The following is a 21,578-nucleotide window of genomic DNA, read 5'->3' on the forward strand; positions in this document are numbered from 1 at the left end:
GGTGTCCATCCATGAGAACGTTTCGTACCCAGCTCACCTTCCATTGGCATAATCACCGCAAGCGGCTGTTATGGTTTGGAGCTATCGTCCTATTCCTTGATTTTTGGCTGATTGCCGGATACGGCATATATGAGCCCGAAAATGCAATCGCATTGGTGATGAATAATAATTTTGCCGCAATTTCTATTTTCATCCTGCTAACCGCTTATATTACTGCCGCCAGCTCTTTCCCATTGTTAATGGGCTTGGGCTGGACGCGCAAGCAATACTATTGGAGCAGCCTGATCTATTTCGCTGCCTTCAGCATAGCGGTATCCCTTGCGCAGACGCTCCTTGTCGCGGCGCTCAGGCAACTGCTCCCGCTGATCACCTTCGATCCGGGCACTGCCGTCATTTCATATGGCATGCTATGGTATTCGCAGACTGCAGTCTTCTTCCTCCTGGCCATGCTGTTCTTTCTGACGAGTACCTTGATGTACCGGTTCGGTTTGTTCTGGGGCGTCGGATTAATCGTTGTTTATATTCTGAGTCTAGATGCTCTTCGTACGAACAATCCCACGCTCATCGATGCGACGGCCAAGACACTGGTAGATATTCTCCCTCCCCATTTCGCCATCGCCATTTCCATCGGCGCGGCCTTCATCTGCTGGCGGCTGTACCGAAGCGCTGAGCTGAAGTCTTTCTGAAATAAGCGGCAAAAAAGAGCCAAATATAAAGGAAGCTGTGTCCGCCCCTCCCGGCTGACTCAGCTTCCTTTGCCATTGTATCCGTCACTCGTCCTCGTTAATGACAGCTTCAAATCTATCGATATTCTCATTAGAACCGATCATGACCATAATATCTCCGGCATTCAGCACATCCATCGCGGTAGGGGCGACAATGACTCCCGTTTGTTTATGGATCGCAACGATGCTGCAGCTGTAATTCACACGCGGATTGATCTCGCCCAGCGTTTTGCCGGCCAGGCATGCAGGCACACTCAGCTCGACGATGCTGTACTCCTTCGACAGCTCGATATAATCGAGCAAATTCGGCGTCACCAGCTGATGCGCCACGCGAACCCCCATATCTCTCTCTGGGAAAATAACCCGGTCCACGCCAAGCTTCTCCAGCGCCCGGCCGTGCAGGACGGAAATCGCCTTTGCGACGACCGTTTTGATGCCCAAATCCTTGAGCAGAATCGCCGTCAGGATACTCATCTGAATATCACTGCCGATGGCCACAATGCCGCAATCGAAATTACGGATACCCAGCGATTTCAGCATATCTTCATCCGTAGCATCAGCCGCGACGGCATGGGTTAAATAAGCGCTCATATCGTTGACCAGCTCTTCGTTCAGGTCGACGCCAAGCACCTCATATCCCAGATCCATTAACTCAAGCGCCAGGCTGGAGCCGAAGCGCCCCAGGCCGATCACCACAAACTGCTGCATTTTCATTGATTGGTCGAACTCCTATCCTATAATCATTTTCCCTTCGGGATAACGGTATAATTCCTTACCCTTTTTCGGACCAAGCGCATACGCCAGCGTCAAGAGACCCAGGCGGCCGGTAAACATCATGAAGCATAAAATAATTTTGCCGATATCGGTCAAATCCAGGGTCAGTCCCATCGTTAAACCGACCGTGGCAAAAGCAGACGTCGTCTCGAACAGAATGCTCAGAAACCCCGCTTCCTCGGTCGTGGATAATATCATTGCCGCCGCTATGACGAGAAACAGCGCCAGCATCGTAATCGTGACGGCCTTAAAAATCCGCTCCTGGGACAAACGATAGCGGAAGAGCACCATATCATTGCGTCCGCGAATCATAGAAATGACCGCGCCAACCAATATCATGAACGTCGTCGTCTTGATCCCGCCTCCCGTCGAGCCCGGGGAAGCGCCGATGAACATCAGGATGATTATGAAGAATTGGGTGGCCTGGCGAAGAGTCCCGATATCCACTGAATTTGCGCCCGCCGTCCGCGTCGTGACCGACTGGAAGAACGAACCCCATATTTTCCCGCTCCAATCCAAAGAGCCCATCGTTTTGGCATTCGTAAATTCGAATATAAAGATGACGAGCGCCCCGATGATAATAAGCGATCCGGTCATGGACAGAACCACTTTGGAATGCAGCGACAGCTTGCGGCTGCGGCGGAAATCCGCGAGCTCGGACAGCACAATAAAACCGAGCCCGCCCGATACGATCAGAAACATCGCTACGAAGTTAATGAGCGGATCGTCCACATAACCCGTCAGGCTGTGGAAATTTCCGAATAAATCAAAGCCGGCGTTATTGAACAGTGACACCGCATGAAACACTCCGTAGTAGGCGGCCCGTCCTAGCGGCATGTCAAACGCCCAGCGAATCGCAAACAATAAGGCGGCGCTGACTTCAATGACCAGGGAATACATCAGTACCTTGCGTATGAGGCGCACGATGCCCTCCATCGTATTCTGATTCATCGCCTCCTGCAGCAGAAGGCGGTCCCGCAGTGAAATCCGCCGCTTGAACACAAGGGAGAAGAGGGTTGCCATCGTCATGAAGCCGAGTCCGCCGATCTGAATAAGCGTCATAATTACGATTTGGCCGAATGTTGAAAAATAAGTCCCTGTATCGCGGACGACAAGCCCGGTGACGCAAGTGGCCGAGGTCGCCGTAAACAACGCATCAACGAAAGGAAGAGATTCCCCGGTTGTGGTGGCGAGCGGCGTCATCAGCAGGAGTGTTCCGGCCAGTATAATCGCCGCAAAGCCAAGCACCAATATACGCGGTGGTGATAATTTAAACCATTGGGACGGCATCGTGCTCACCTCCTCTTTCCTTGATCTGCGTTCCTCACATTTATACCCCTTTATTATGGACACTTTGGCAAAAGAAAAAAGCACTGGAAATCCAGAGCCCTTTCGGTAATGGTTCCTGCTGCAATACGCCTACGAGGTTAGCTGACGGGTTCGGGCCTGCAGAGCAGCCCTATTCGCCTCCTGCGCCGGACTTTCCGGTCCGTGCAGAGCCTGAGAAATTCACCCCAAAAAATTGGTTCCCCCGTTTTCCATTGGAAATTCGGCCGATATTCTTTTCAATTCTTTCATTTCACATTTTCATTCCATCTCTATGAATTGGATTATAAGCTTAATTAACGTTCACCACAAAGCTTGATTTACCCGAAATACCATGAAAATCACCTTTGCCGCCTGAAACGGAGCTCGCCATCCTTCATTCTCTGAGCCATACTGTATTTTTGCGGAATTATTGCCTCTTTTCTGCGCTTGGCTCGTTCGATTCTGGCGATTGCTCCATGCTTATGATAATCTTTACAATGATATCCATTTACACTAGAGCAAAGGGGTTTTTGAATGTTATCCAACTTTTCGTCCGCAGGGCGAACTCCGAAGCGCACCACGCTTCGGGTACTGGCCGCCGTAGGTTTCCTCATTTTTCTGGCCCTGCAGGTTCTGCCGATGGCCACGCCGGATTCATTGCAGCAAATTCAGAAGACGATCACCAAGCAGCAGGCGAAGGAAATCGCTGCCGAGTTCGCCGCTTCGACACTGGAGCTGCCTGTAACATTGGACGATGCTTTGGTTACATACGAATCTCGATCGGACATATATGGTTACTTAACCCGAGCGGGCCTGATGAAAACTTATATGCAAAATTACGATGAACAGTTTCCGCTCGAGATATTTCGCGTTCGCTTCGAGCCGCCAGACGGCATCCTTAGCGCCTTAACCGTGGACGTTAACATGTATGGCGGCAGAGTGGCCGGATTCGAACGTATCGAAACCTACAGCAACGCCACCAGGGATCTGCTGCAGAAGCAAGGCATCACGGGCGGCAGGGGGTTGCAGGTCACGGAGGGAGACTTGACGCCCGAGGACAAAGAAAGCCTGGCTGCTCCGTATCTTAAGGCATTTGACTTCGATCCCGCTCAACTGAAGATCGAGAGCGCCGAAAACGAATCGGGTCTGATCTACGAAATTCCGGGCTATGAAGCCGGTCAATCCCGCGGGCTAATCGAATTTCGCTTCCAAGACGGAACCGTGTCCTCCATGGAAGCATATTTCGATCCCCCTGCCGCTCATCTGGAGTATGTAAAAGGCCAAAAGAAGCTGGCCAGCTGGTTCACCTGGGTTGGCTACGCCCTATTCACCTTCGTGCTCGGCATTCTGGCGATCATCTACAGTGTGAAGACCAGACCGTTTTCTTCTTTTCTGCGCGGCCTGGTTCTGTCCACTGCTTACTTTATTTTTACGATGGTCGGAGCGGTTAATATGCTTCCGATGCTGGAGAAGGACGGGCTCGGAACAGAGGTCCTGATCCTCGGCTTCATCGTGCAAGGCGCACTCACTTTGGTAATATCGGCCTCTATTTACTTCTCCCTGATCGGAGGAGACGGACTCTGGCGCAAACAGGGGCTTAATTTATGGGCCAGAGCCAAGGAGCCGGGATACGGGCAGCATGTCCTGTTCTCGATGCAAAGCGCCTATTTGTGGGCTTTGATCCTGCTCGGGGCGCAATCGGTCATCTTCTTTGTCCTTGGACACACGATCGGCACCTGGTCAACGACTGATGCCACCCAGTCGGCCTACAACATGCTCTATCCCATCCTGTTCCCCTTGCTCGCCTGGGTAGCAGGGATCGGCGAGGAAGCTGTCTATCGCTTGTTCGGCATCCCGATGCTGAAGAAAATATTCCGCAGCACGTTCGTAGCCAGCTTGATCTCATCGATGATTTGGGCGTTCGGACATTCCTTGTATCCGATTTATCCCGTCTATTCACGCCCGATTGAATTGACGATTGTCGGGCTGTTGTTCAGCTTTGTTTTTCTGCGCTACGGCTATATTACCGCCATGTTCACGCATGTCATCTTCAACAGCATTCTCATGTCGCTCAGCCTTATGCTGATGGGCGGGGTGCTGAACTGGACCGCAGGGATTGTTTACATCGCTCTGCCGGCGATCGTAGCCTATGTTATATATTTGTTCAACCCGCCGGGCCGGACGGAGAGCATTCCGCCGGTACAACGCAAAGAAGAGGAGCCGCAGTTTACGACTCCTCATCCCGAAGGGCATTTATAATCTGATTGGCGAGCTTGTCGCCGATCGAAAGAGGCCGAAAGTCTTCGACGGAGGCCTCTTTTATTTTTTTGAGCGAACCGAAATGCTTCAGCAGCAGCTTGCGCCGCTTCTCTCCGATCCCCGGGATCGCGTCCAGCCGCGAAGCCACCATCGATTTGGCCCGCTGCTCCCGGTGAAACGTAATCGCGAAGCGGTGAACCTCCTCCTGAATGCGCTGCAGGAGATAGAACTCCTGACTGTCACGAGGCAGATGCACCGGCTCCGGCGGATCTCCAACCATGAGCTGGGCGGTTCTGTGCTTATCATCCTTGACGAGTCCGCACACGGGAATGAACAAGCCCAGCTCGTTCTCCAGCACGTCAACCGCTGCTGAAATTTGGCCTTTCCCGCCGTCCACGACGATCAGATCCGGCTGCGGCAAATTCTCTTTGAGCACCCGCTCATAGCGGCGGCGAATCACTTCCCGCATCGTCTCGTAATCGTCTGGACCCTCTACGGTGCGGACTTTGTATTTCCGGTACTCTTTTTTCGCCGGCTTCCCGTCAATGAATACGACCATGGCGGATACCGGGTTCGTTCCCTGAATGTTCGAGTTGTCGAACGCCTCGATCCGCGACAGCGACTCTAACCCGATCGCAGCGCCTAAATTTTCAGCTGCCTTCGAGGTGCGCTCCTCGTCCCGCTCTATGAGCCGGAACTTCTCCTCCAGGGACACCCGGGCATTCTCCTCGGCCATGGAGATCATTTGCCGTTTCAGCCCCCGCTGCGGCACCAGCGTCTTGACGCCAAGCCACTGCTGCAGTTCCGCGGCCCCGCTGATCGCGTCCGCGCCTTCCTTGGCATCCGCCTCTGAACCGTCCTCTCCCGTTTCCGTGCCGGTTGGTTCCGCCGGAAGCAGGATCTCCTGGGGCAATGCCGGGTTATCGCTATAATATTGCGTTATAAACGATAGAAAGTCCTGGTAGGCCTCGCCGTAGAAAGGAAATGCCGAGGCATGCCGTTCGATCATTTTTCCCTGGCGCATATACAAGATTTGCACGCACATCCAGCCTTTATCGACAGCATAACCGAACACGTCGCGGTCTTTGGCGTCGGCCATCGTAATTTTCTGCTTCTCCATCAGCGCATCGATGCTCATAATTTGATCGCGCAGCTCTTTGGCCCGTTCGAAATACAACTCCTCGGCCGCTTCCTGCATTTTGCGCTGCAGCTCTTTTTTGATCTCTTCATGGCCGCCGCTCAGGAAAGATTGAATTTCCTGCGTAATTTCATCGTATTTCTCCTGCGGCACCTCCTCCACACACGGCGCCATGCATTGGCCGATGTGGTAATACAGGCAGACCTCTTTAGGCATCACGTTACACTTGCGCAGCGGGTACATGCGGTCCAGCAGCTTCTTCGTCTGTTGGGCCGCATATGCGTTCGGATAAGGACCGAAATACTTCGCTTTATCCTTAAGCACCCGCCGGGTAACCTCCAGCCTTGGGTGAGGTTCATTGGTGATCTTCAAATAGGGAAACGTCTTGTCATCCTTAAGCAGAACGTTATAACGCGGATGATGCTGTTTGATCAAATTACATTCCAAAATGAGCGCTTCCATGTTGCTGGCCGTTACGATATATTCAAAATCACGGATTTCTGAGACAAGCCGCTGGGTTTTGCCGTCGTGGCTGCCTGTAAAATAAGACCGCACGCGGTTTTTAAGCACTTTGGCTTTACCCACGTAGATGATCGTGCCCTTGCTGTTCTTCATTAAGTAGCAGCCGGGCAAGTCTGGCAGCAGCGCGAGCTTGTGGCGAATGTTTTCCAGCGCCTTCTCTTTATCCTGATCTAATTCCTGAAGCCCCTTCACCGGTTCATCCATACCCATGTTCCCCCTCTCCCCATGATACTACACTAAGGTATGACATAGAAAACGCCCCCGGAGATTCCGGAGGCGTGAAAAAGCACGATCCCTGCACCAAAGCTTATTGATGCTTAGCGATAAGGCTCTTCAGAGCGTCTTTCGAGTTCAAACCGACCACTTTATCGACCGGTTGTCCGTCCTTGAAGAGGATAAGCGTCGGAATGCTCATCACGCCAAAGCGGGAAGCCGATTCTGGATTATCGTCAACATTGACTTTAGCGATTTTGACGGAATCGCCTACTTCAGATGCCAGATCCTCCAGAATAGGAGCGATCATTTTGCAAGGACCGCACCATGGAGCCCAGAAATCAACCAGAACGGTTCCTGTGCTTTCCACTTCACTATTGAAAGTTTGATCGGATACGTTAACGATTGCCATATAAATCTCCTCCTTCATGTTAAGGGCATGTATAACATGTTCATTAAACATGGTTTGTGTCATACATATTGGATAATGCCGCTAAAAATTAGCGTCATTCAAAGTATACCACAAATATATAGCAAATGAAAAATCGTACTCCCTGCTTGTTCTTTACAAACTGTTGAACGTTTGGTTATACTAATAATAACCCAAAACCGTTTTGTCTATGACGTATTTCATTGATAAATATTATTTTTCGAGGAGGCCCCATCGCCATGGACGCAAATACGCACGTAAATGACCCGCGGGAGCATATCAACGAAGAACCGCGCAACGATTTGTTTGACCTGATGAATGGCTTTTTTGGCATGCTGACGGTCATGGCCGTTATTTTCTTCGGCATGGTCATTTTTAAGTTTCTAGCCGGCTAATGATGAGTGAATCATCAATGGCAGCACGGGTCTCCTAGGCAAACTTATACATAAGGAACCCTTTGCAGCATGAAGAATAGCAGACCGGGCGTACCGCTCCGGCCTGCTATTTTTTTACCCTGATATTTCTTACTTCTGTCCCCGCTTGTTCACGCCGCGAACCTGAACTACCTCCACGAACGGCGCAATACGATCCATAAGACGCTGTCCCTTGTGAAGTTCTTCCCCTTCCTTGCTCGTAAAGCTAAGATGCTTCTCGAGTCCTGCGAGCGAGTAATTCGATGTATAGAAGGTCGGCTTCCGGTTCATGCGGAAATTCAGAATCGAACCCATCACATGATCACGGACCCAAGGATTCAAATTCTCAGCGCCGATATCGTCGAAAATGAGCAGGTCAGCCTGCTTCATCACTTCCACGGTTTCCTTCAGCTTCTGGCTGTCCTGGAACATCGACTTCAAATCTTCAACGAATTCCGGCATATAGACGATAACCCCGGAATATCCCGCCTTGGCCAGCTCATGCAGCAGATAACACATCAGAAATGTTTTGCCTGTCCCAAAATGGCCTTCCAAATACAAACCGCGAGGCGATAATCCGTTCTCCTTCACCTCATTGATGTATTGGAATACCCGGCCTACCGCAGGTGCCCGATCCAAATCCTTGGTCATGATTTCTACTTCGCTATAGCCTTCCTCCAGCGCCCGCTCATCTATGTAGAAGCTATGGATCCGCTTCTTGATGGCGAGATCCCGTTCCCGCTGGATCTGCAGGTTGCAGGGCACTTGCCGGTCACTGATCGCAGCATCCCCGTAGAGCGTATCGACCGTTAGCTTTGTATAATGGCCGGGAAAATCATTCGGGCAGCGATCAAGTCCCGGACAGCTGTCACAGTGACGCGAACTTCGCACATATTGGTAGAGCTTGGCCATATTTAGCGTAAGCTGCTCGTCCCTCAGCTCAGGATAACGAGCTCTTAGCTCCAGCACCAGCGGATCGCTCATCAGCTTCGCCGTCAATTCCTCCGAACGCCGGCGCAGCACCGGGCTTTTCATCTGCGTCAGCAGTTCTCCGAGTGATTCCATAAGCTAACATTCACCTTCCTTATGACATGCTTCTTATTCCATATTTCCTTATTTGCTTGCTTTATTTTGTTTGCTGGCCTGCATTTGCTCAGCCATTTTGAGCAGCTCAGCAAATTCTTCTTCGGTGACGGCATCCCCGTTCGCTGAGCTCTCCACGATCGGAATGTCCGGCTTGACCGTACCAGTTCTGCCGTAAGCACGGCTTCTTCCCGCCGCGGCCTGGGGCGCTGCCCCGCTGCTCTTCTCTTTACGGACCTTCGCTTGATTGCGAATATATTGAACGGCCTTCTCATAAGAATCGATGCGCTTAAGCAGCATATTGGCAGCGATCGCATCCACGAAATTGCGGTTGATCCGCTGCTCTCCGCCCGAAGTGAGCATTTCCATCAAGTAATGGATCAGCACGTTAATGACTTCGCCGGGCAGCTTGTAGTTCAGATCGATTTTCTCAAAAATATCCAGCAGATTATCGGGTACGGAGCCCGGGAAAAACGTCTTCAGCAGCCGGGTATACGGCTCATTGCGCAGCATCATATTGTACTGATGTATATCGCACTTGCTGCGGAACTGCGGAGGAACTTCGACGTAATATTCCATTTGAACGGCAACCTCCTCCGGCATCCCTTCGCCGGCAGCCGTTTCGGAGGCGCGCAGAGCTACGACCTTGGCATAAGCGACCTCTCTTTCGTCCCTCCGCCGCTTGCCTTGCCTGAAATGAAGATTCGCTTTATGCTGCAGGCTTTCCAGCAGCAGGCTGCCGTCAGGGGCAAATACGCCATCTTCATCCAGCAGGCGGCATAGATCCTGCACGCTAAGCTCATATTTGCGGGCGACATAATTGGCGATTCCCATTCCTTCGGAATTGAATCGCAGCCCCTCCACAAAAGCCCGGTTCGCTGATTCCCGCGGAAAACGGATAATGATGTCGGCATAATTGATCGCTTCTTCCTCTGCGCCCTGCAATCCCCCGGATTGCCTGGACATGGAAGATTCAGCAATCGCCTGTTCCAGCTCGTAATCGATCGCATGCGTGTTCAGTTCAAATATGTCATAGAAAGGCACCGATATGTTCTCTTTATTGTAGGCCATTCCAGTCCACTCAGGCGGCTCCTCGCAGAACATTCGCTCCCGCAGCGCAAGGACGGCGAACTTGCCGATCTTGTCGCGGAGCAGCAAGGTCAAATGCTGGGTACGGAAAAAATCGGCAGGAGAAAGCGGGGCCTGCAGCTCGTACTCGTAAATGTAGTCATCCCTTTCCGGTATGTACAATCGACTTGTCTGCAGGAGCCCAACCGCCTCCAGCTTTGATGCCTGTTCAATTAAATATTTTCGCCCCTTCTCGCTCGGCTCAAGACCCAGCGTAAGAAACAGCTCCCGCTGCTGCTCGATCGGGGAATATCCGACCTGCTCCAAGGAGACGCGTTCGGCAAGCAGGCGATAAAAGCCGATGGCAAACGCGCCAGCCATCGGCTGATAAACCAGACTAAGCATTCTGCCGTCGACAGCGCTGAGGCCGAAGTCGCGGTATACGCAATAACGGTGGTTCTCGGTAAAGTGCAGCATATTGTTGATGCGCATGATTTCTTCGCTCCTTCCCAGCTCACGTACGTGTAGACTTTCTCTATTCTATCACAAAAGCATTCTCCCTGAATCGTGAATACCCTACAAATTTCGCCGAAAAGCATAGTCTCTCAACACGGTAGACGATGTTTCTTCCTCTTATTCCTGAATGCTTCCGCTGCCGATAAATTTGCGGAATGCGGCTTGCTCCGCCGCAGAAGGAAACTTTCTCTGCAGGAAGGAACGCACCACTTCAATCGGAATTCCCGCCTCCTTGGCCGTCACGAGCAATTCGAACCATTCCGCTGCCTCATGCTCGGCTACTTCCCCGCTTCCCGCAACCTGCACAGCCTTATTCATCACCCATCGCCTCCTAATCATGATGGAATTTTCGTTTACATACAGCATCCATTCAATTCCAGAAATTTGAAGATATCAAAAGCTTGATGGAGAAATAATGATCATTTGGTTCTTTATAAAGAACATTTGGCAGTTTTTACAGTTTTATATTTAGCCTTAAACCGTATATATTGAATTCAATAAGTGTTCTTAATAACGAACAAATGGTGCGAAACAAACTTCTGGAAAGGAGGAATCCTTTTGCGCAGCACTAAGGCTCCCGCGGTTTGCAAGCGAAGGAAGCCGCGAAATAGACCGTTGCTGAAAACGCTCCTCCTTCTTTCCGGGCTTTTACTTTACCTCCCAGATCAAATCGGTGCCACATATGGCGAGTTTTCAAGCTTTAGCGACACTGCTTTTAGTGTTGAGGCCTGCCCTGTCTTCCCCAGCGCAGTCGAGAACGGACTCTCCGATATGCATGCTCATTTTCGGAATGCAAGCGTTCTCGCTAGTCGGCTCCAATCTTCGACCCCCTCGTCTTTTTTTGAACCTGCTATGGACACACCCGTTACGGCTGCACCTGTCCTCATTACATCCGCAACAAACGCTACCTATCTGGAACCGGAACAGAATTCCTTAAGCCGATTAAGTCTCCCTGAACTTGAAACTGCTGCGGAGAATGCATCTCTGAAGATAAGCATCCTCCAGGAAAAGATTAGTGCAATGAATGACAGCCTTGCCAGCTCATCCGCTTCCTTCCACGAACTTAAGTATGAACTTGCCTCCGGATCCGCGGCCTTGAACCAAATGGTTCGGCTAGTCAGGGATATTCCGGCCAATTGTGCCAGGATCTCCGGGATGGGCTTGCTCAAGGAGCTAGAATGGTTCTCTGAAGCGGATACTTCGTTATCCCCCCCGCTCTCTGCTTCCTTAGCCGATCTCATCGAATACTTGCGACAAGTATATGAAGCCGGGATTGCGGTTCAGAACGTCCCGAATTCGCTCACAAATCAACTAGAGGTAGCGAAAGATTACTATCCCATGCCGAGAGAAGCAACCGGCGATGCGGTAAGCCAGGAGCTGCTTCAATGCTACGAAGCCTCGCAGCGTTCGCTGGAAGCCGAGTTACGGGAAAGTGCGGCAGAGCTTCACATACTGAAATCGCGCTTATTCGCGATCCAAGCTGCCGCTGAGGAGAATCGTCTGCAGGATGGCGAAAAGACGGTCCAGGAGGAGGGGAACTTGGCAGCTGTCGAGGAACAACCCGATCATTTTGTAACTTCAGAAGAGGACCGTCCTGAGATGGAAGCAGAAGAGGCTGAAGAGGCTGAATTCGCGGCAGCGCCAATAATCCTAACGGAAGAACAGTTCAGTGATGAAGGTCAATCCGCTGAGGAGAGTACGGAGGACGCCTCGGTCCAAGAGGTATTACAAAACAAATAATGGGGTGGATTGGAGGAAGGATCAATGAGGCTGCTATGGAAGCTGGCTGCTCAAACGGTTTATTACTTGACTGCTGCGGTTTGCCTGACGGTTCTCGGCTCAGTACTGTTGTCCAGAATAACTGGCGGTGAGCCGAATTTCTACGGATATCAGCTAAAAACAGTATTATCCGGTTCGATGGAACCCACGATTCGAACGGGATCCGTCATCGCCATTTCTCCACATCATGCTGGAACGGGGATTCCTTTCCGGGACGGGGATATCATCACGTACCGGGCCGATGAACAGCGGCTAATTACCCATAGGATCATCGAGGTCATAACCAGCGAAGCCGGCGGTCAGATACTGTACCGTACCCAGGGAGACAACAATGATGCTCCTGACAGCGCGCTCGTTGTCCCGGCCAATATCGTCGGCGTTTATACCGGATTCACCATCCCGTACGCTGGATATTTGCTTCACTTTGCCGGCAGCAAAGCCGGCAGCCTTCTCCTCCTTATCGTTCCAGGGCTGATACTCCTTCTCTATGGCGCTTGCTCCATATGGAAGGCCATCTCCCAGCTGGAGCAAGGCTCCGGCGTTCAAGCCGATTCAGGGGCTGACGCGCCAGAATGATTTTTATCTCCTGATTGTTGTCCTTATGCCCATCATAAGGCCGCAATATATCAATTATCCTTAAGGAGGAGCTTGATTATGGGAATCAAGAAAACATTAGGTCTCGGTATGGCAACGGCCGCTTTAGGTCTGGCATTGATTGGCGGAGGGACGTTCGCTTACTTCAGCGATTCGGTGGAAACGTCGGGGACTTTCGCTTCAGGGACGCTTGACTTGAATGCAGAGCCTACCGTAGTCATCAACCTTGACAACATCAAGCCTGGCGACTATGGGATCCGGACCTTCAAGCTGTTTAACAACGGTACGCTGGATATTGAAAAGGTTCTTCTCCGCACTTCCTACAGTGTGACCAACATGGCGGGAGCCCCGGCAAATACAGACGACTTCGGAAAACACATTAAGGTGATGTTTTTAACCAATCTCGACAAACAGGAAGACGTCATTTATGAAACGACGCTTTACGAACTGCAATCCCTGGCGCCGGACGCGGTAGATAACAAATGGCAGGAGTGGTTCGAAGAACGGGGCGGGCTAAAAGCCGGCACCTCGGATAATCTCATCGTCAAATTTGAATTTGTGGATAACAACGAGGATCAAAACCAGTTCCAAGGAGACGCCCTCCAGCTGAAATGGACCTTTGAGGCGCGGCAAGGAACCGGCACGGCTAAATAGTCCGCTACTTCCCCCGTCCCGGACACCTCTATCCGTCATCCGCGGATCAGGGTGTCCTTTTGCCGTCCGTTTTTGTCGGCTGCTGCACATTTTGTTATAATGATTTGAGAAATATCTTCTATTAAGATAGAAAGGCGTCGTCCTTATGGCAGAACATATTGGAGAGCGCATTCAAAAATTCCGCCTGAAGCAGAAAATGTCGTTATCGGAGCTAGCCGAAAAAGCGGATGTCGCCAAGTCCTACTTAAGCAACGTTGAACGGAACATACAGGGCAATCCTTCCATTCACTTCATCGAGAAGGTCGCTTGCGCGCTGAATGTTACGATTCCCATGCTGCTGTTTGAAGATCAGCCGGCTGAACATCTGCTCGATCCGGAGTGGTCTCTGCTATTGCAGGAAGCGATAGATTCAGGGATCAGCAAGCAGGAGTTCAAGGAATTTCTGGCGTTTCAGAAGTGGAAGCAAGGACAAGGCAGGAACGCGGAACGGAAATAACATGATCTAAAAAAACAAAGCCCCGGGCTGCAGCCCGGGGCTTCTCTATAAGACGTTGCATCTTGCCGTCAGAAGCGACGGCTAGAACATTTTGTACCCGCCCTGGCGCAGCTTGCGGATCGTCCAGCCGCTCAGGATCGCGCCGAGCAGTCCGGCGATCGCCGTCAAATAATCGACGAGGCGATAGGAGGCGACGTAAGTCCAGAAGTTCTGCTCATGGTTCCATAGCGAGTATACCACGATCGGCAGAATGACAATAATGAATACGTAGGCCGGAAACCATGTTGTTTTCATCAGCATATTAAGAATGAAACCGATACCGAACATCATCACGAAAAATAACACCATCAGTATGAATACGACTAGCCAACCCATTGTTTCCCCAACCCTTCTTCAACAAGCTCAATAAGCTAGATCACATCTTTTTGCACTAGTAGTAAGTTTACTAGAAAAAATGTTGCGAAGCAACGAACTTTGCGTGAATAGATTGTGAATGGATTTGCCCCCTTGCCAGCCATAGGATACAATAAGATCAATGTATTCTACACTTGGAATTATAGGAAACCTTAGGAGTGATCATAAATGAATGAAGCAGCATTAACCCTGGAGGGCTGGTACGCCCTGCACGATTTCCGCTCCATGAACTGGACGGCCTGGAGAGAGGCCGACGATGAGACGCGCGCTGTCGCGTTGGAGGAGCTTCACGCTTTCTTGCAGGAATGGAGCAGCGTGGAACAATCCAAGAACGGAAGCACAGCGGTTTACTCCGTTGTAGGCCAAAAAGCAGACTTTGTATTCATGCATCTCCGCGAGACGCTCGAAGAGCTTAACGCGCTGGAGAACGCCTTTAACAAGACGACTTTTGCAGAGTATACAGTCAAAGCCTATTCGTACGTCAGCGTTGTTGAGCTTAGCAACTACCTGGCATCCGGAGGCGGCGACCCTAAAGCCAATCCAGAGGTTATGGCGAGATTGCAGCCTATTCTGCCTAAATCGAAATATATCTGCTTCTACCCGATGAATAAGAAACGCGATCTAAGCGACAACTGGTACATGCTCTCAATGGATGAGCGCCGGGCGATGATGCGCAGCCACGGTCTGATCGGCCGCAGCTATGCCGGAAAAGTGAAGCAGATCATTACCGGTTCCGTCGGACTGGATGATTGGGAATGGGGAGTTACCCTTTTCTCCGACGATGCTCTGCAGTTCAAAAAACTCGTCTACGAAATGCGCTTTGACGAAGTTAGCGCCCGTTTCGGCGAGTTCGGCTCATTCTACGTTGGCAATTTGTTGAATGAGCAGCTTTTCGAGGAAATGCTGAAGCTGTGATTCAGGCGATAAACGTAAGAAGGGGTGTTCCAGCAATGCTGGAACACCCCTTTTATTTTTTGTAAATGATTATTCCTCTGCATCCCGCAGCGATTCCAGAAACTCCGCCGTCGCACGGTCACGGGCTCTCCCCTTCTCCTTCAATCTTTCAATCGCCGGAAGAATGAGAATATCGACTTCCTTCTGCACATGATAAGCCAGATCGTATTTTTGCTGCGACTCCAAATAAGAGCCGACCTCCATCAAGGCATTGTACCTGTCAAGCTCATCGCGCGTCAACAGACCTCGCACCTGAACACTGCAATGGCGCATTTTACAGGAATCTGCCTTTCTTCAGAACGAGCGGAATGCCGCCAATCGTAAAGAGGTAACGCATGTCCACTGCCTTTTTCAATTGAGCCGCTACCCAGCCTTTATATTTCTTGCCGAATGCGGAAGCAATGGCTTCGCCTTTACCTAGGGAAGCAACGGTACCTTTGTTGCTGAACACGAATTTCTTCAGCTCTTTGCCGCGGATCGAAGCCACGACATTTTGTGCGCAGGTTACGCCCTGCTGCATGGCAATTTGAGCCGTTGGCGGGTAAGGACGGCCCTCCGGATTAAACATCAGCGAGTTGTCTCCGATAATAAATACATTGTCATGCTCCGGCGCACGCAGGTAATCATCGATTTTCACACGGCCGCGAGCGGTTTCGAAACCAGCTGCTTCGATCAGGCGGTTACCGCGGATCCCCCCGGTCCACACGACGGTCGCTGCTTTAATCTCTTCGCCTGTAGCAAGAATAACACCGTCTGGCGTACATTCTTTGATCGCTACGCCGATTTTGAATTGAACACCTTTCTTGCGCAGTACATCCATGGCATATTCCACCAATTCAGGGTCGAAGCCCGGAAGAGCGGTAGGAGCTGCCTCTACATTATATACGTTAACCAGATTTGGATCTACATCATAAGCCTTGCACAATTCAGGCACTCGGTCGGCCAGTTCGGCAACGAATTCGATGCCGCTGAAGCCTGCGCCGCCTACTACGAAGTTCAAGCGGTCCGTACGGCTTTCGTCTGTTTTGTACAGTGCAAATTGGTATTCGATATGTTGACGGATCAAGCGAACCGAGTTAATACTGCGGATTGGCATGGCATATTCGCCAAGTCCAGGAATACCAAAAGATTCAGGCTCTCCGCCAAGCGCGATAACCAGGTAATCGTAAGACAGGGTTCCGTCTTGAAGCACGACCTTCTTGTCCGCGATGCGAATTTCCTGAACATTCGATTTCACCAGATCGATTTTGAACTCGTCGATCAGCTTGGAGATCGGAACGCGGGTATTCTCGATCGAATCCGTTCCTGCTGCAGGCATGTGCAAATGCGTCGTGAAATAATGATAATCATGACGGTTGACCAGCGTTACGTCGGCTTCATTGTAGTTTAATTCTTTCTGCAAACGCTGAGCCGTCAGGATACCGCCATAGCCTGCTCCAAGAATAACAATTTTAGGTATGGTACTCATGAGTTTGTTCTCCTTCCAGTATGGACACTCTATATTTTAAATAAAACCAAAAACTGAAAATGTGAAAATTAACACATAAAATTATAGTCTCTGGTAATTATCCATAACTTATGCGCGACGAGGAATGCGACATTTGTCACATTAATTTTAAACCTTTATCACCGTTTTATCAAAAAAAATATGTTCCTAATCATAATAGTTACCTATTTCGTCACATTTATGTGCGCACACAATTTGAATGATATCCACTTTTCTATAAAAGATCAAGTCTTATTTTACGCGGTTTTAGCGGGTTTTTAGTCATAAATCGAGCTGAAAAAACTGCCATAATGCGTTCACTTTGCAACAGTAAGGCGGACGCTTATAATAAAGTAGAATTGACATTATGAATGTTTGAATACTATCTGGAGGTGTTTGCCAGTGTCATCCTTGAATTCCGGGAGTGAATTTACAGACCTGCTTATCGTCGGGGGAGGTCCGGCAGGCATGTTTGCCGCATTTTACGGCGGCATGAGAAAAGCATCGGTCAAATTAATCGAAAGTATGCCTCAGCTTGGGGGACAAGTAGCCGCCCTCTACCCTGAGAAATATATTTACGATATCGCTGGTTTTCCTAAAGTAACCGGCCAGGAGCTCGTTAACAATCTGAATGAACAGCTCAAGCTGTTCAATCCAGACGTACGTCTAGGGGAGACAGTGCTGCGCATCGAGAAAAAAGACGAACGCCACTTTGTCGTTACGACAGACAAAGACGTTCATTACGCGCGGGCCATCATTATTACAGCTGGCGTCGGGGCGTTCAAGCCGCGTCGTCTGGAGCTTGAAGAGGCTCCGCGTTTCGAACAGACCAACCTGCACTACTTCGTCAGCGATTTAAACCGGTTCCGCGGACGCAAGGTGCTCATTAGCGGGGGCGGGGACTCCGCTGTGGATTGGGCGCTAATGCTCGAACCGATCGCAGAGCAGGTTACGCTTATCCATCGCCGTGATAAATTCCGGGCGCACGAGCACAGTGTAGAAAATCTGATGAACTCCAAAGTTCGCGTCATTACCCCTACCGAAATCGTGGCATTGCACGGAGACGAACACATCGAACGCGTTACTCTGGCTCATACGAAAACAAAAGAGACGCAGGAAATCGAAGTGGACGATGTTGTCGTCAACTTTGGATTTGTATCCGCGCTTGGTCCGATCGCCGAGTGGGGGCTTGAAATCGAATCTAACTCCATCGTTGTCGATTCCAGAATGGAAACCTCGATCCCTGGCATATTTGCCGCTGGCGACATTACGACCTATCCCGGCAAGCTTGACTTGATTGCTGTCGGATTCGGCGAAGCCCCTACGGCTGTAAATAACGCCAAAGTTTACGTCGACCCGGAAGCTAAGTTATCCCCAGGTCACAGCAGCAATTTGAAATTGTAGAGTCATAACAACGGTCCACAAAGGGTATCTTACCTATACGGATGACATCATGCCGTAAAGGAGGGATACCCTTTGTCTTATATATGCCCGTTATGCAACGGATTAGCTCCACTGACAGCAGCTTGTCCCGACTGCGGCAGCACGCTGGAGCATGCCGGAAGGAAGCAGGACTACGCTGGTCCCTACAGCCCCTATGGCTCAGCCGACCAGTACAACTCGGTCATCTCCTCTCTCCAGCCCGAGGGCTGTGAGCATGTCGTGCAGTGTCCGCAATGTCATGAAGCTTATATTTATCATGTCAACGCATGGCCAGCGCCTTAAGATAACGCTTTGCCACAAGATTGGTCAATTAATGTACTATCGTTAGATTGATTTCCAGGTTGCGCTTATGGATTTCTGCCAACAGAAGAGCAATGAACTCCATGTCTAGTTGCAATTCTGTAGCCATATGATAGGATTCGAGAAGCATTTCGTCTGTTAACATCGCCATTGGTAACACATCCCTTCTATTTTTTTCCTAATTTCATATAAAGATCATATCAAGAAATGAAGAGTGGAACAAGCGTTCTGTTATCCACAAACAGCTGTGGAAATCCTGTGAATAACATGTGTGTAATTGTCTAAAACAGTTGAATTATATACTGGGGTAATGTGGATAAAAGTTATTCACAGGTTACACAGCCCGTTTTTTCGTCAAAAAAAATTTAATTGTAAATAAACACTCTATTAATACTTACCTAAAATATTACCCAAATAAACACATTTTTGTAATGTTATTGTGGACGAGTGTTAACTTCAAAAATCCAAATCCTTCCGCTTGTATCAATGCCATAATCAAAGCCCAGCTGTCCAACGCCAGGGAAAGCCGACTCCATGATGGCAATGCACTTATTGGTCAAGGAACGCATTTCTGCGCGCTTTTTGCGGGTGGAGACATTGCCGAGAGAACGTCTTAAGCCTTCTCCCGCGCTAAGTTGAGTGCCGCCTTTGGACAGATTCGTTACGAACAGCCCCGGACGGGCAAGCCGTCCCAGCATGGAGCGATATACCCACTTTCCGTTCTGCTTGACAACCTTGACCCGGTAATCGATAGGTCTTCCCTGGATTCTCGCGAGATGGATGCCCTGCTGAATGATATATTTTCGGCCAACTCTAGTTCTATTCAACGCTTGAAACATGGCGTCAAAGCTTTTAAAATATCGGCTTTGGGACATATAGGTGAAACCGTAGATTCCACCCTTTTGGGTAACCTTTATAACTCCGTATCCGCCGCCGCCGCGAACCGGTTTAATAACCGCCATCCCGAACTGCTGCAGCACGCTCCGCAGAGCTTCTCCACTATATATCCGAGTCTGCGGCACATGAACCGCTACCTCGGGGTTTCTTAGCAGTGCTTCGGTTTTCAACCATTTATCGGCCAACTGTCTTCCCGCCATGACACTCTCCCCTTTCTGGCGTTTATATTGGCGTTATACTATAGTCGTATTCAGGACAAGGCTGTTGTTCTTGTATGATTGTCCGACAGCGGACGCCTGTTTTATCAGAGCCGTTTTTTCTTTGCAAAATCCAGGTTTTGACGTATAGTAATTTTGGTGCAGTGTTATTTCGGAAAGGGAAAAGGAGGATCATGTTTTGGAAACGGATTTTACCGCGTCGCTGTTCGGGGTATTGTACTGGGTTGCTATGATTGCGATGTCACTCGTACTCATTGCAATTACTGTTGCGGTATTCGCCATAGGCATTAAATTTATCAAAAGCTCGCGTAAATTGCTGGGCGGAGGCTCCATTTTGTTTTCGCTCATCGCCGCAGCCATGATCATAGTTATGGTAAAGAGGCAATTTTTTTAATTAAAAGCTCCATGCGCCAGTGGATTCATGCGGCTCTAACTCTACCAAGGCAGAGGCATGGATCTTTTTTTTTGAATTTTGCTGAAACCAAATTTTATTTATACGTATTACTAATAATAGAAACAACTAGGTTGCTGACAGGGGGGCCATTTTTTCATGAGTAGTACGGAAGGCTGGAATCACCGGTTCAAGAAGTTCTTCATTAATAATCGCTTCGTATTGTTTTTGCTTGTGCTGCTGCTGATTGGTTTGAATATCTTCGTTCTGACCAAAATATCATTCGTATTCAAACCTCTGATTGTACTGCTGAAGACCGTACTGATTCCCGTGCTGTTGACGGGAGCGATCTTCTACTTGCTGAATCCGCTCGTAAATTGGCTGGAACGCAAAGGCATTCCGCGCGCCTATACGATCGTAGCGCTATATTTGTTCATTATCGGGATAATTACTATTGTGATCATCTCCGTTATCCCGCTCGTTCAAGAGCAGGTGAACGGCCTGATTCAAAACTTCCCGAAATACAGCTATGAAGTGCAGCTTCAGTTCGAGGCCCTTATCGGCAGCGATTTCTATCATCAATTTCAGCAGTCCACCGGCTTCAATCTGACCGATGTGGCCCAGAAGCTGTCCGAGCGGGCGTCCTCGATTGCGCAGAATGCCTTCAGCAGTATCGGCGGGTTTGTCGGTGCAGTCGTCGACATCGTGCTTACCTTGGTGACAGTGCCGTTCATCCTGTTCTATCTGCTGAAAGACGGGAAGAAGCTGCCCAACTATATCCTTCGCTTCGTGCCAGTGAAGCTCCGCGAGCAGACCCATCGTGTGATGACGGAAGCGAATGGGCAAATCAGCTCCTACATTCGCGGGCAAATCATCGTCAGCTTCTGTATCGGGGTGCTGCTGTATATCGGCTTCCTCATTATCGGGCTCGATTATTCCCTGGTGCTGGCGATTATCGCATCCTTTACCAGCATCGTTCCGTATTTGGGTCCGGCCATCGCGATTACGCCTGCCTTGATTATCGCGATCGTTACTTCCCCGTTCATGCTTCTGAAGCTGATTATCGTATGGACCGTTGTCCAGCTGATTGAAGGGAAGTTCATCTCCCCGCAAATTATGGGCAAAACGCTGCGGGTTCATCCGATCACGATCATCTTCGTGATCTTGACGGCGGGCAATCTGTTCGGCGTGCTCGGCGTCATCCTTGCCGTTCCTGGCTATGCTGTGCTAAAGGTCATCTGCACCCATCTCTTCCAATGGTTTGAACATCGCTCTAAGCTTTATGAAGAGGAAGGGGATGCCGGCGAGAACCTAGCGAATGTAGAGGTAACCGTTAACGTAGGTGCTCCAGCCGGCCAAGGCACAGGCAAGGAAGAGCAGGAATAACACAAACAAACCGCTTTCCTCGAGGAAAGCGGTTTGTTTGTTTCGCTTATCGCGGCTTTTTCCGGTCACTGACACCAAGATAGTCCTTTAGAGCGTTTTGCAATATATGAGAGTAGT

Annotated in this window: 24 protein-coding genes and 1 riboswitch; of the genes, 12 read left to right on the forward strand and 12 right to left on the reverse strand. The window is 50.0% G+C overall.

Annotated elements, in window-relative coordinates; all coding sequences use genetic code 11:
- Window positions 1-11: 11 nt before the first annotated feature.
- Window positions 12-686 carry a DUF4052 family protein gene (locus tag MKX50_RS20360; protein WP_213593244.1) on the forward strand — a complete coding sequence of 225 codons (675 nt, stop codon included), beginning with the start codon at window positions 12-14 and terminating at the stop codon, window positions 684-686.
- An 84-nt stretch (window positions 687-770) separates the two neighbouring features.
- Here the strand turns inward: MKX50_RS20360 and MKX50_RS20365 are convergent, their stop codons facing one another.
- The gene (locus MKX50_RS20365) at window positions 771-1,439 is read right to left on the reverse strand and encodes a TrkA family potassium uptake protein (protein ID WP_339157686.1); all 669 of its coding nucleotides are present in this window, start codon (window positions 1,437-1,439) and stop codon (window positions 771-773) included.
- A 15-nt stretch (window positions 1,440-1,454) separates the two neighbouring features.
- Complete coding sequence (locus MKX50_RS20370; protein ID WP_213593240.1) at window positions 1,455-2,789, reverse strand: TrkH family potassium uptake protein; 1,335 nt, start codon at window positions 2,787-2,789, stop codon at window positions 1,455-1,457.
- A gap of 111 nt (window positions 2,790-2,900) precedes the next feature.
- Window positions 2,901-3,064, reverse strand: a riboswitch (cyclic di-AMP (ydaO/yuaA leader).
- 277 nt (window positions 3,065-3,341) lie between these two features.
- Between MKX50_RS20370 and MKX50_RS20375 the strand changes: the two genes are divergently transcribed.
- Window positions 3,342-5,066 carry a type II CAAX endopeptidase family protein gene (locus MKX50_RS20375; RefSeq protein WP_339157687.1) on the forward strand — a complete coding sequence of 575 codons (1,725 nt, stop codon included), beginning with the start codon at window positions 3,342-3,344 and terminating at the stop codon, window positions 5,064-5,066.
- Here the strand turns inward: MKX50_RS20375 and uvrC are convergent.
- Window positions 5,035-6,930, reverse strand: a complete 1,896-nt coding sequence (gene uvrC / locus MKX50_RS20380; protein WP_213593492.1) for an excinuclease ABC subunit UvrC — start codon at window positions 6,928-6,930, stop codon at window positions 5,035-5,037. The two genes, MKX50_RS20375 and uvrC, sit on opposite strands and share 32 nt — an antisense overlap.
- A 103-nt stretch (window positions 6,931-7,033) precedes the next feature.
- Complete coding sequence (gene trxA, locus MKX50_RS20385) at window positions 7,034-7,351, reverse strand: thioredoxin (protein ID WP_213593236.1); 318 nt, start codon at window positions 7,349-7,351, stop codon at window positions 7,034-7,036.
- 257 nt (window positions 7,352-7,608) lie between these two features.
- Between trxA and MKX50_RS20390 the strand changes: the two genes are divergently transcribed.
- Complete coding sequence (locus MKX50_RS20390) at window positions 7,609-7,764, forward strand: YqzM family protein (protein WP_213593234.1); 156 nt, start codon at window positions 7,609-7,611, stop codon at window positions 7,762-7,764.
- A 129-nt stretch (window positions 7,765-7,893) separates the two neighbouring features.
- Here MKX50_RS20390 and dnaI read toward each other — a convergent pair whose 3' ends face one another.
- The 3 genes from dnaI to MKX50_RS20405 form a co-directional block, all read right to left on the reverse strand.
- Window positions 7,894-8,847, reverse strand: a complete 954-nt coding sequence (gene dnaI / locus MKX50_RS20395) for a primosomal protein DnaI (RefSeq protein WP_339157688.1) — start codon at window positions 8,845-8,847, stop codon at window positions 7,894-7,896.
- Between the two features lie 48 nt (window positions 8,848-8,895).
- On the reverse strand, window positions 8,896-10,425 hold the full coding sequence (locus tag MKX50_RS20400) for a helicase DnaB (protein WP_213593231.1): 1,530 nt from the start codon (window positions 10,423-10,425) through the stop codon (window positions 8,896-8,898).
- Between the two features lie 141 nt (window positions 10,426-10,566).
- Window positions 10,567-10,767 carry a hypothetical protein gene (locus tag MKX50_RS20405; RefSeq protein WP_213593229.1) on the reverse strand — a complete coding sequence of 67 codons (201 nt, stop codon included), beginning with the start codon at window positions 10,765-10,767 and terminating at the stop codon, window positions 10,567-10,569.
- Between the two features lie 702 nt (window positions 10,768-11,469).
- Between MKX50_RS20405 and MKX50_RS20410 the strand changes: the two genes are divergently transcribed.
- From MKX50_RS20410 to MKX50_RS20425, 4 genes are all read left to right on the forward strand, one after another.
- A complete protein-coding gene (locus MKX50_RS20410) occupies window positions 11,470-12,189 on the forward strand; it encodes a hypothetical protein (protein ID WP_213593227.1) in 720 nt (239 codons plus the stop codon).
- Between the two features lie 24 nt (window positions 12,190-12,213).
- Window positions 12,214-12,804 carry a signal peptidase I gene (locus tag MKX50_RS20415; RefSeq protein ID WP_213593225.1) on the forward strand — a complete coding sequence of 197 codons (591 nt, stop codon included), beginning with the start codon at window positions 12,214-12,216 and terminating at the stop codon, window positions 12,802-12,804.
- 78 nt (window positions 12,805-12,882) lie between these two features.
- Window positions 12,883-13,476, forward strand: a complete 594-nt coding sequence (locus MKX50_RS20420; RefSeq protein WP_213593223.1) for a TasA family protein — start codon at window positions 12,883-12,885, stop codon at window positions 13,474-13,476.
- A 145-nt stretch (window positions 13,477-13,621) separates the two neighbouring features.
- Window positions 13,622-13,972 (forward strand): helix-turn-helix transcriptional regulator, encoded by a 351-nt coding sequence (locus MKX50_RS20425; RefSeq protein ID WP_213593221.1) that lies wholly within the window; start codon window positions 13,622-13,624, stop codon window positions 13,970-13,972.
- Between the two features lie 81 nt (window positions 13,973-14,053).
- Here MKX50_RS20425 and MKX50_RS20430 read toward each other — a convergent pair whose 3' ends face one another.
- Complete coding sequence (locus tag MKX50_RS20430; RefSeq protein ID WP_155612686.1) at window positions 14,054-14,347, reverse strand: YuiB family protein; 294 nt, start codon at window positions 14,345-14,347, stop codon at window positions 14,054-14,056.
- 207 nt (window positions 14,348-14,554) lie between these two features.
- Here MKX50_RS20430 and hemQ point away from each other — a divergent pair, with 207 nt between their 5' ends.
- Entirely contained in the window at window positions 14,555-15,301 is a 747-nt protein-coding gene (hemQ, locus tag MKX50_RS20435) for a hydrogen peroxide-dependent heme synthase (protein WP_213593219.1), read from the forward strand.
- A 69-nt stretch (window positions 15,302-15,370) separates the two neighbouring features.
- Here hemQ and MKX50_RS20440 read toward each other — a convergent pair whose 3' ends face one another.
- Window positions 15,371-15,613, reverse strand: a complete 243-nt coding sequence (locus tag MKX50_RS20440) for a hypothetical protein (protein ID WP_155612684.1) — start codon at window positions 15,611-15,613, stop codon at window positions 15,371-15,373.
- Window position 15,614: 1 nt separating this feature from the next.
- Window positions 15,615-16,808, reverse strand: a complete 1,194-nt coding sequence (locus MKX50_RS20445) for an NAD(P)/FAD-dependent oxidoreductase (RefSeq protein WP_155612683.1) — start codon at window positions 16,806-16,808, stop codon at window positions 15,615-15,617.
- A 420-nt stretch (window positions 16,809-17,228) separates the two neighbouring features.
- On the opposite strand from MKX50_RS20445, the gene MKX50_RS20450 reads away from it, so the two are divergent.
- Window positions 17,229-18,230 carry an NAD(P)/FAD-dependent oxidoreductase gene (locus tag MKX50_RS20450; protein ID WP_213593217.1) on the forward strand — a complete coding sequence of 334 codons (1,002 nt, stop codon included), beginning with the start codon at window positions 17,229-17,231 and terminating at the stop codon, window positions 18,228-18,230.
- Between the two features lie 72 nt (window positions 18,231-18,302).
- The gene (locus MKX50_RS20455) at window positions 18,303-18,551 is read left to right on the forward strand and encodes a hypothetical protein (RefSeq protein WP_213593215.1); all 249 of its coding nucleotides are present in this window, start codon (window positions 18,303-18,305) and stop codon (window positions 18,549-18,551) included.
- 28 nt (window positions 18,552-18,579) lie between these two features.
- Here the strand turns inward: MKX50_RS20455 and MKX50_RS20460 are convergent, their stop codons facing one another.
- Together MKX50_RS20460 and MKX50_RS20465 are read right to left on the reverse strand one after the other, a co-directional pair.
- Window positions 18,580-18,720, reverse strand: coding sequence for a sporulation histidine kinase inhibitor Sda (locus MKX50_RS20460; RefSeq protein ID WP_148499871.1), 141 nt, complete (start codon window positions 18,718-18,720; stop codon window positions 18,580-18,582).
- A 283-nt stretch (window positions 18,721-19,003) separates the two neighbouring features.
- Entirely contained in the window at window positions 19,004-19,666 is a 663-nt protein-coding gene (locus MKX50_RS20465; RefSeq protein WP_213593213.1) for a YheC/YheD family protein, read from the reverse strand.
- 196 nt (window positions 19,667-19,862) lie between these two features.
- Here MKX50_RS20465 and MKX50_RS20470 point away from each other — a divergent pair, with 196 nt between their 5' ends.
- Together MKX50_RS20470 and MKX50_RS20475 are read left to right on the forward strand one after the other, a co-directional pair.
- Window positions 19,863-20,078, forward strand: a complete 216-nt coding sequence (locus tag MKX50_RS20470) for a hypothetical protein (RefSeq protein WP_155612679.1) — start codon at window positions 19,863-19,865, stop codon at window positions 20,076-20,078.
- A 156-nt stretch (window positions 20,079-20,234) separates the two neighbouring features.
- Window positions 20,235-21,461 carry an AI-2E family transporter gene (locus MKX50_RS20475; RefSeq protein ID WP_339157689.1) on the forward strand — a complete coding sequence of 409 codons (1,227 nt, stop codon included), beginning with the start codon at window positions 20,235-20,237 and terminating at the stop codon, window positions 21,459-21,461.
- Window positions 21,462-21,578 lie beyond the last annotated feature (117 nt).

This window comes from Paenibacillus sp. FSL W8-0186 (assembly GCF_037969765.1).
GTDB lineage: Bacteria > Bacillota > Bacilli > Paenibacillales > Paenibacillaceae > Fontibacillus > Fontibacillus woosongensis.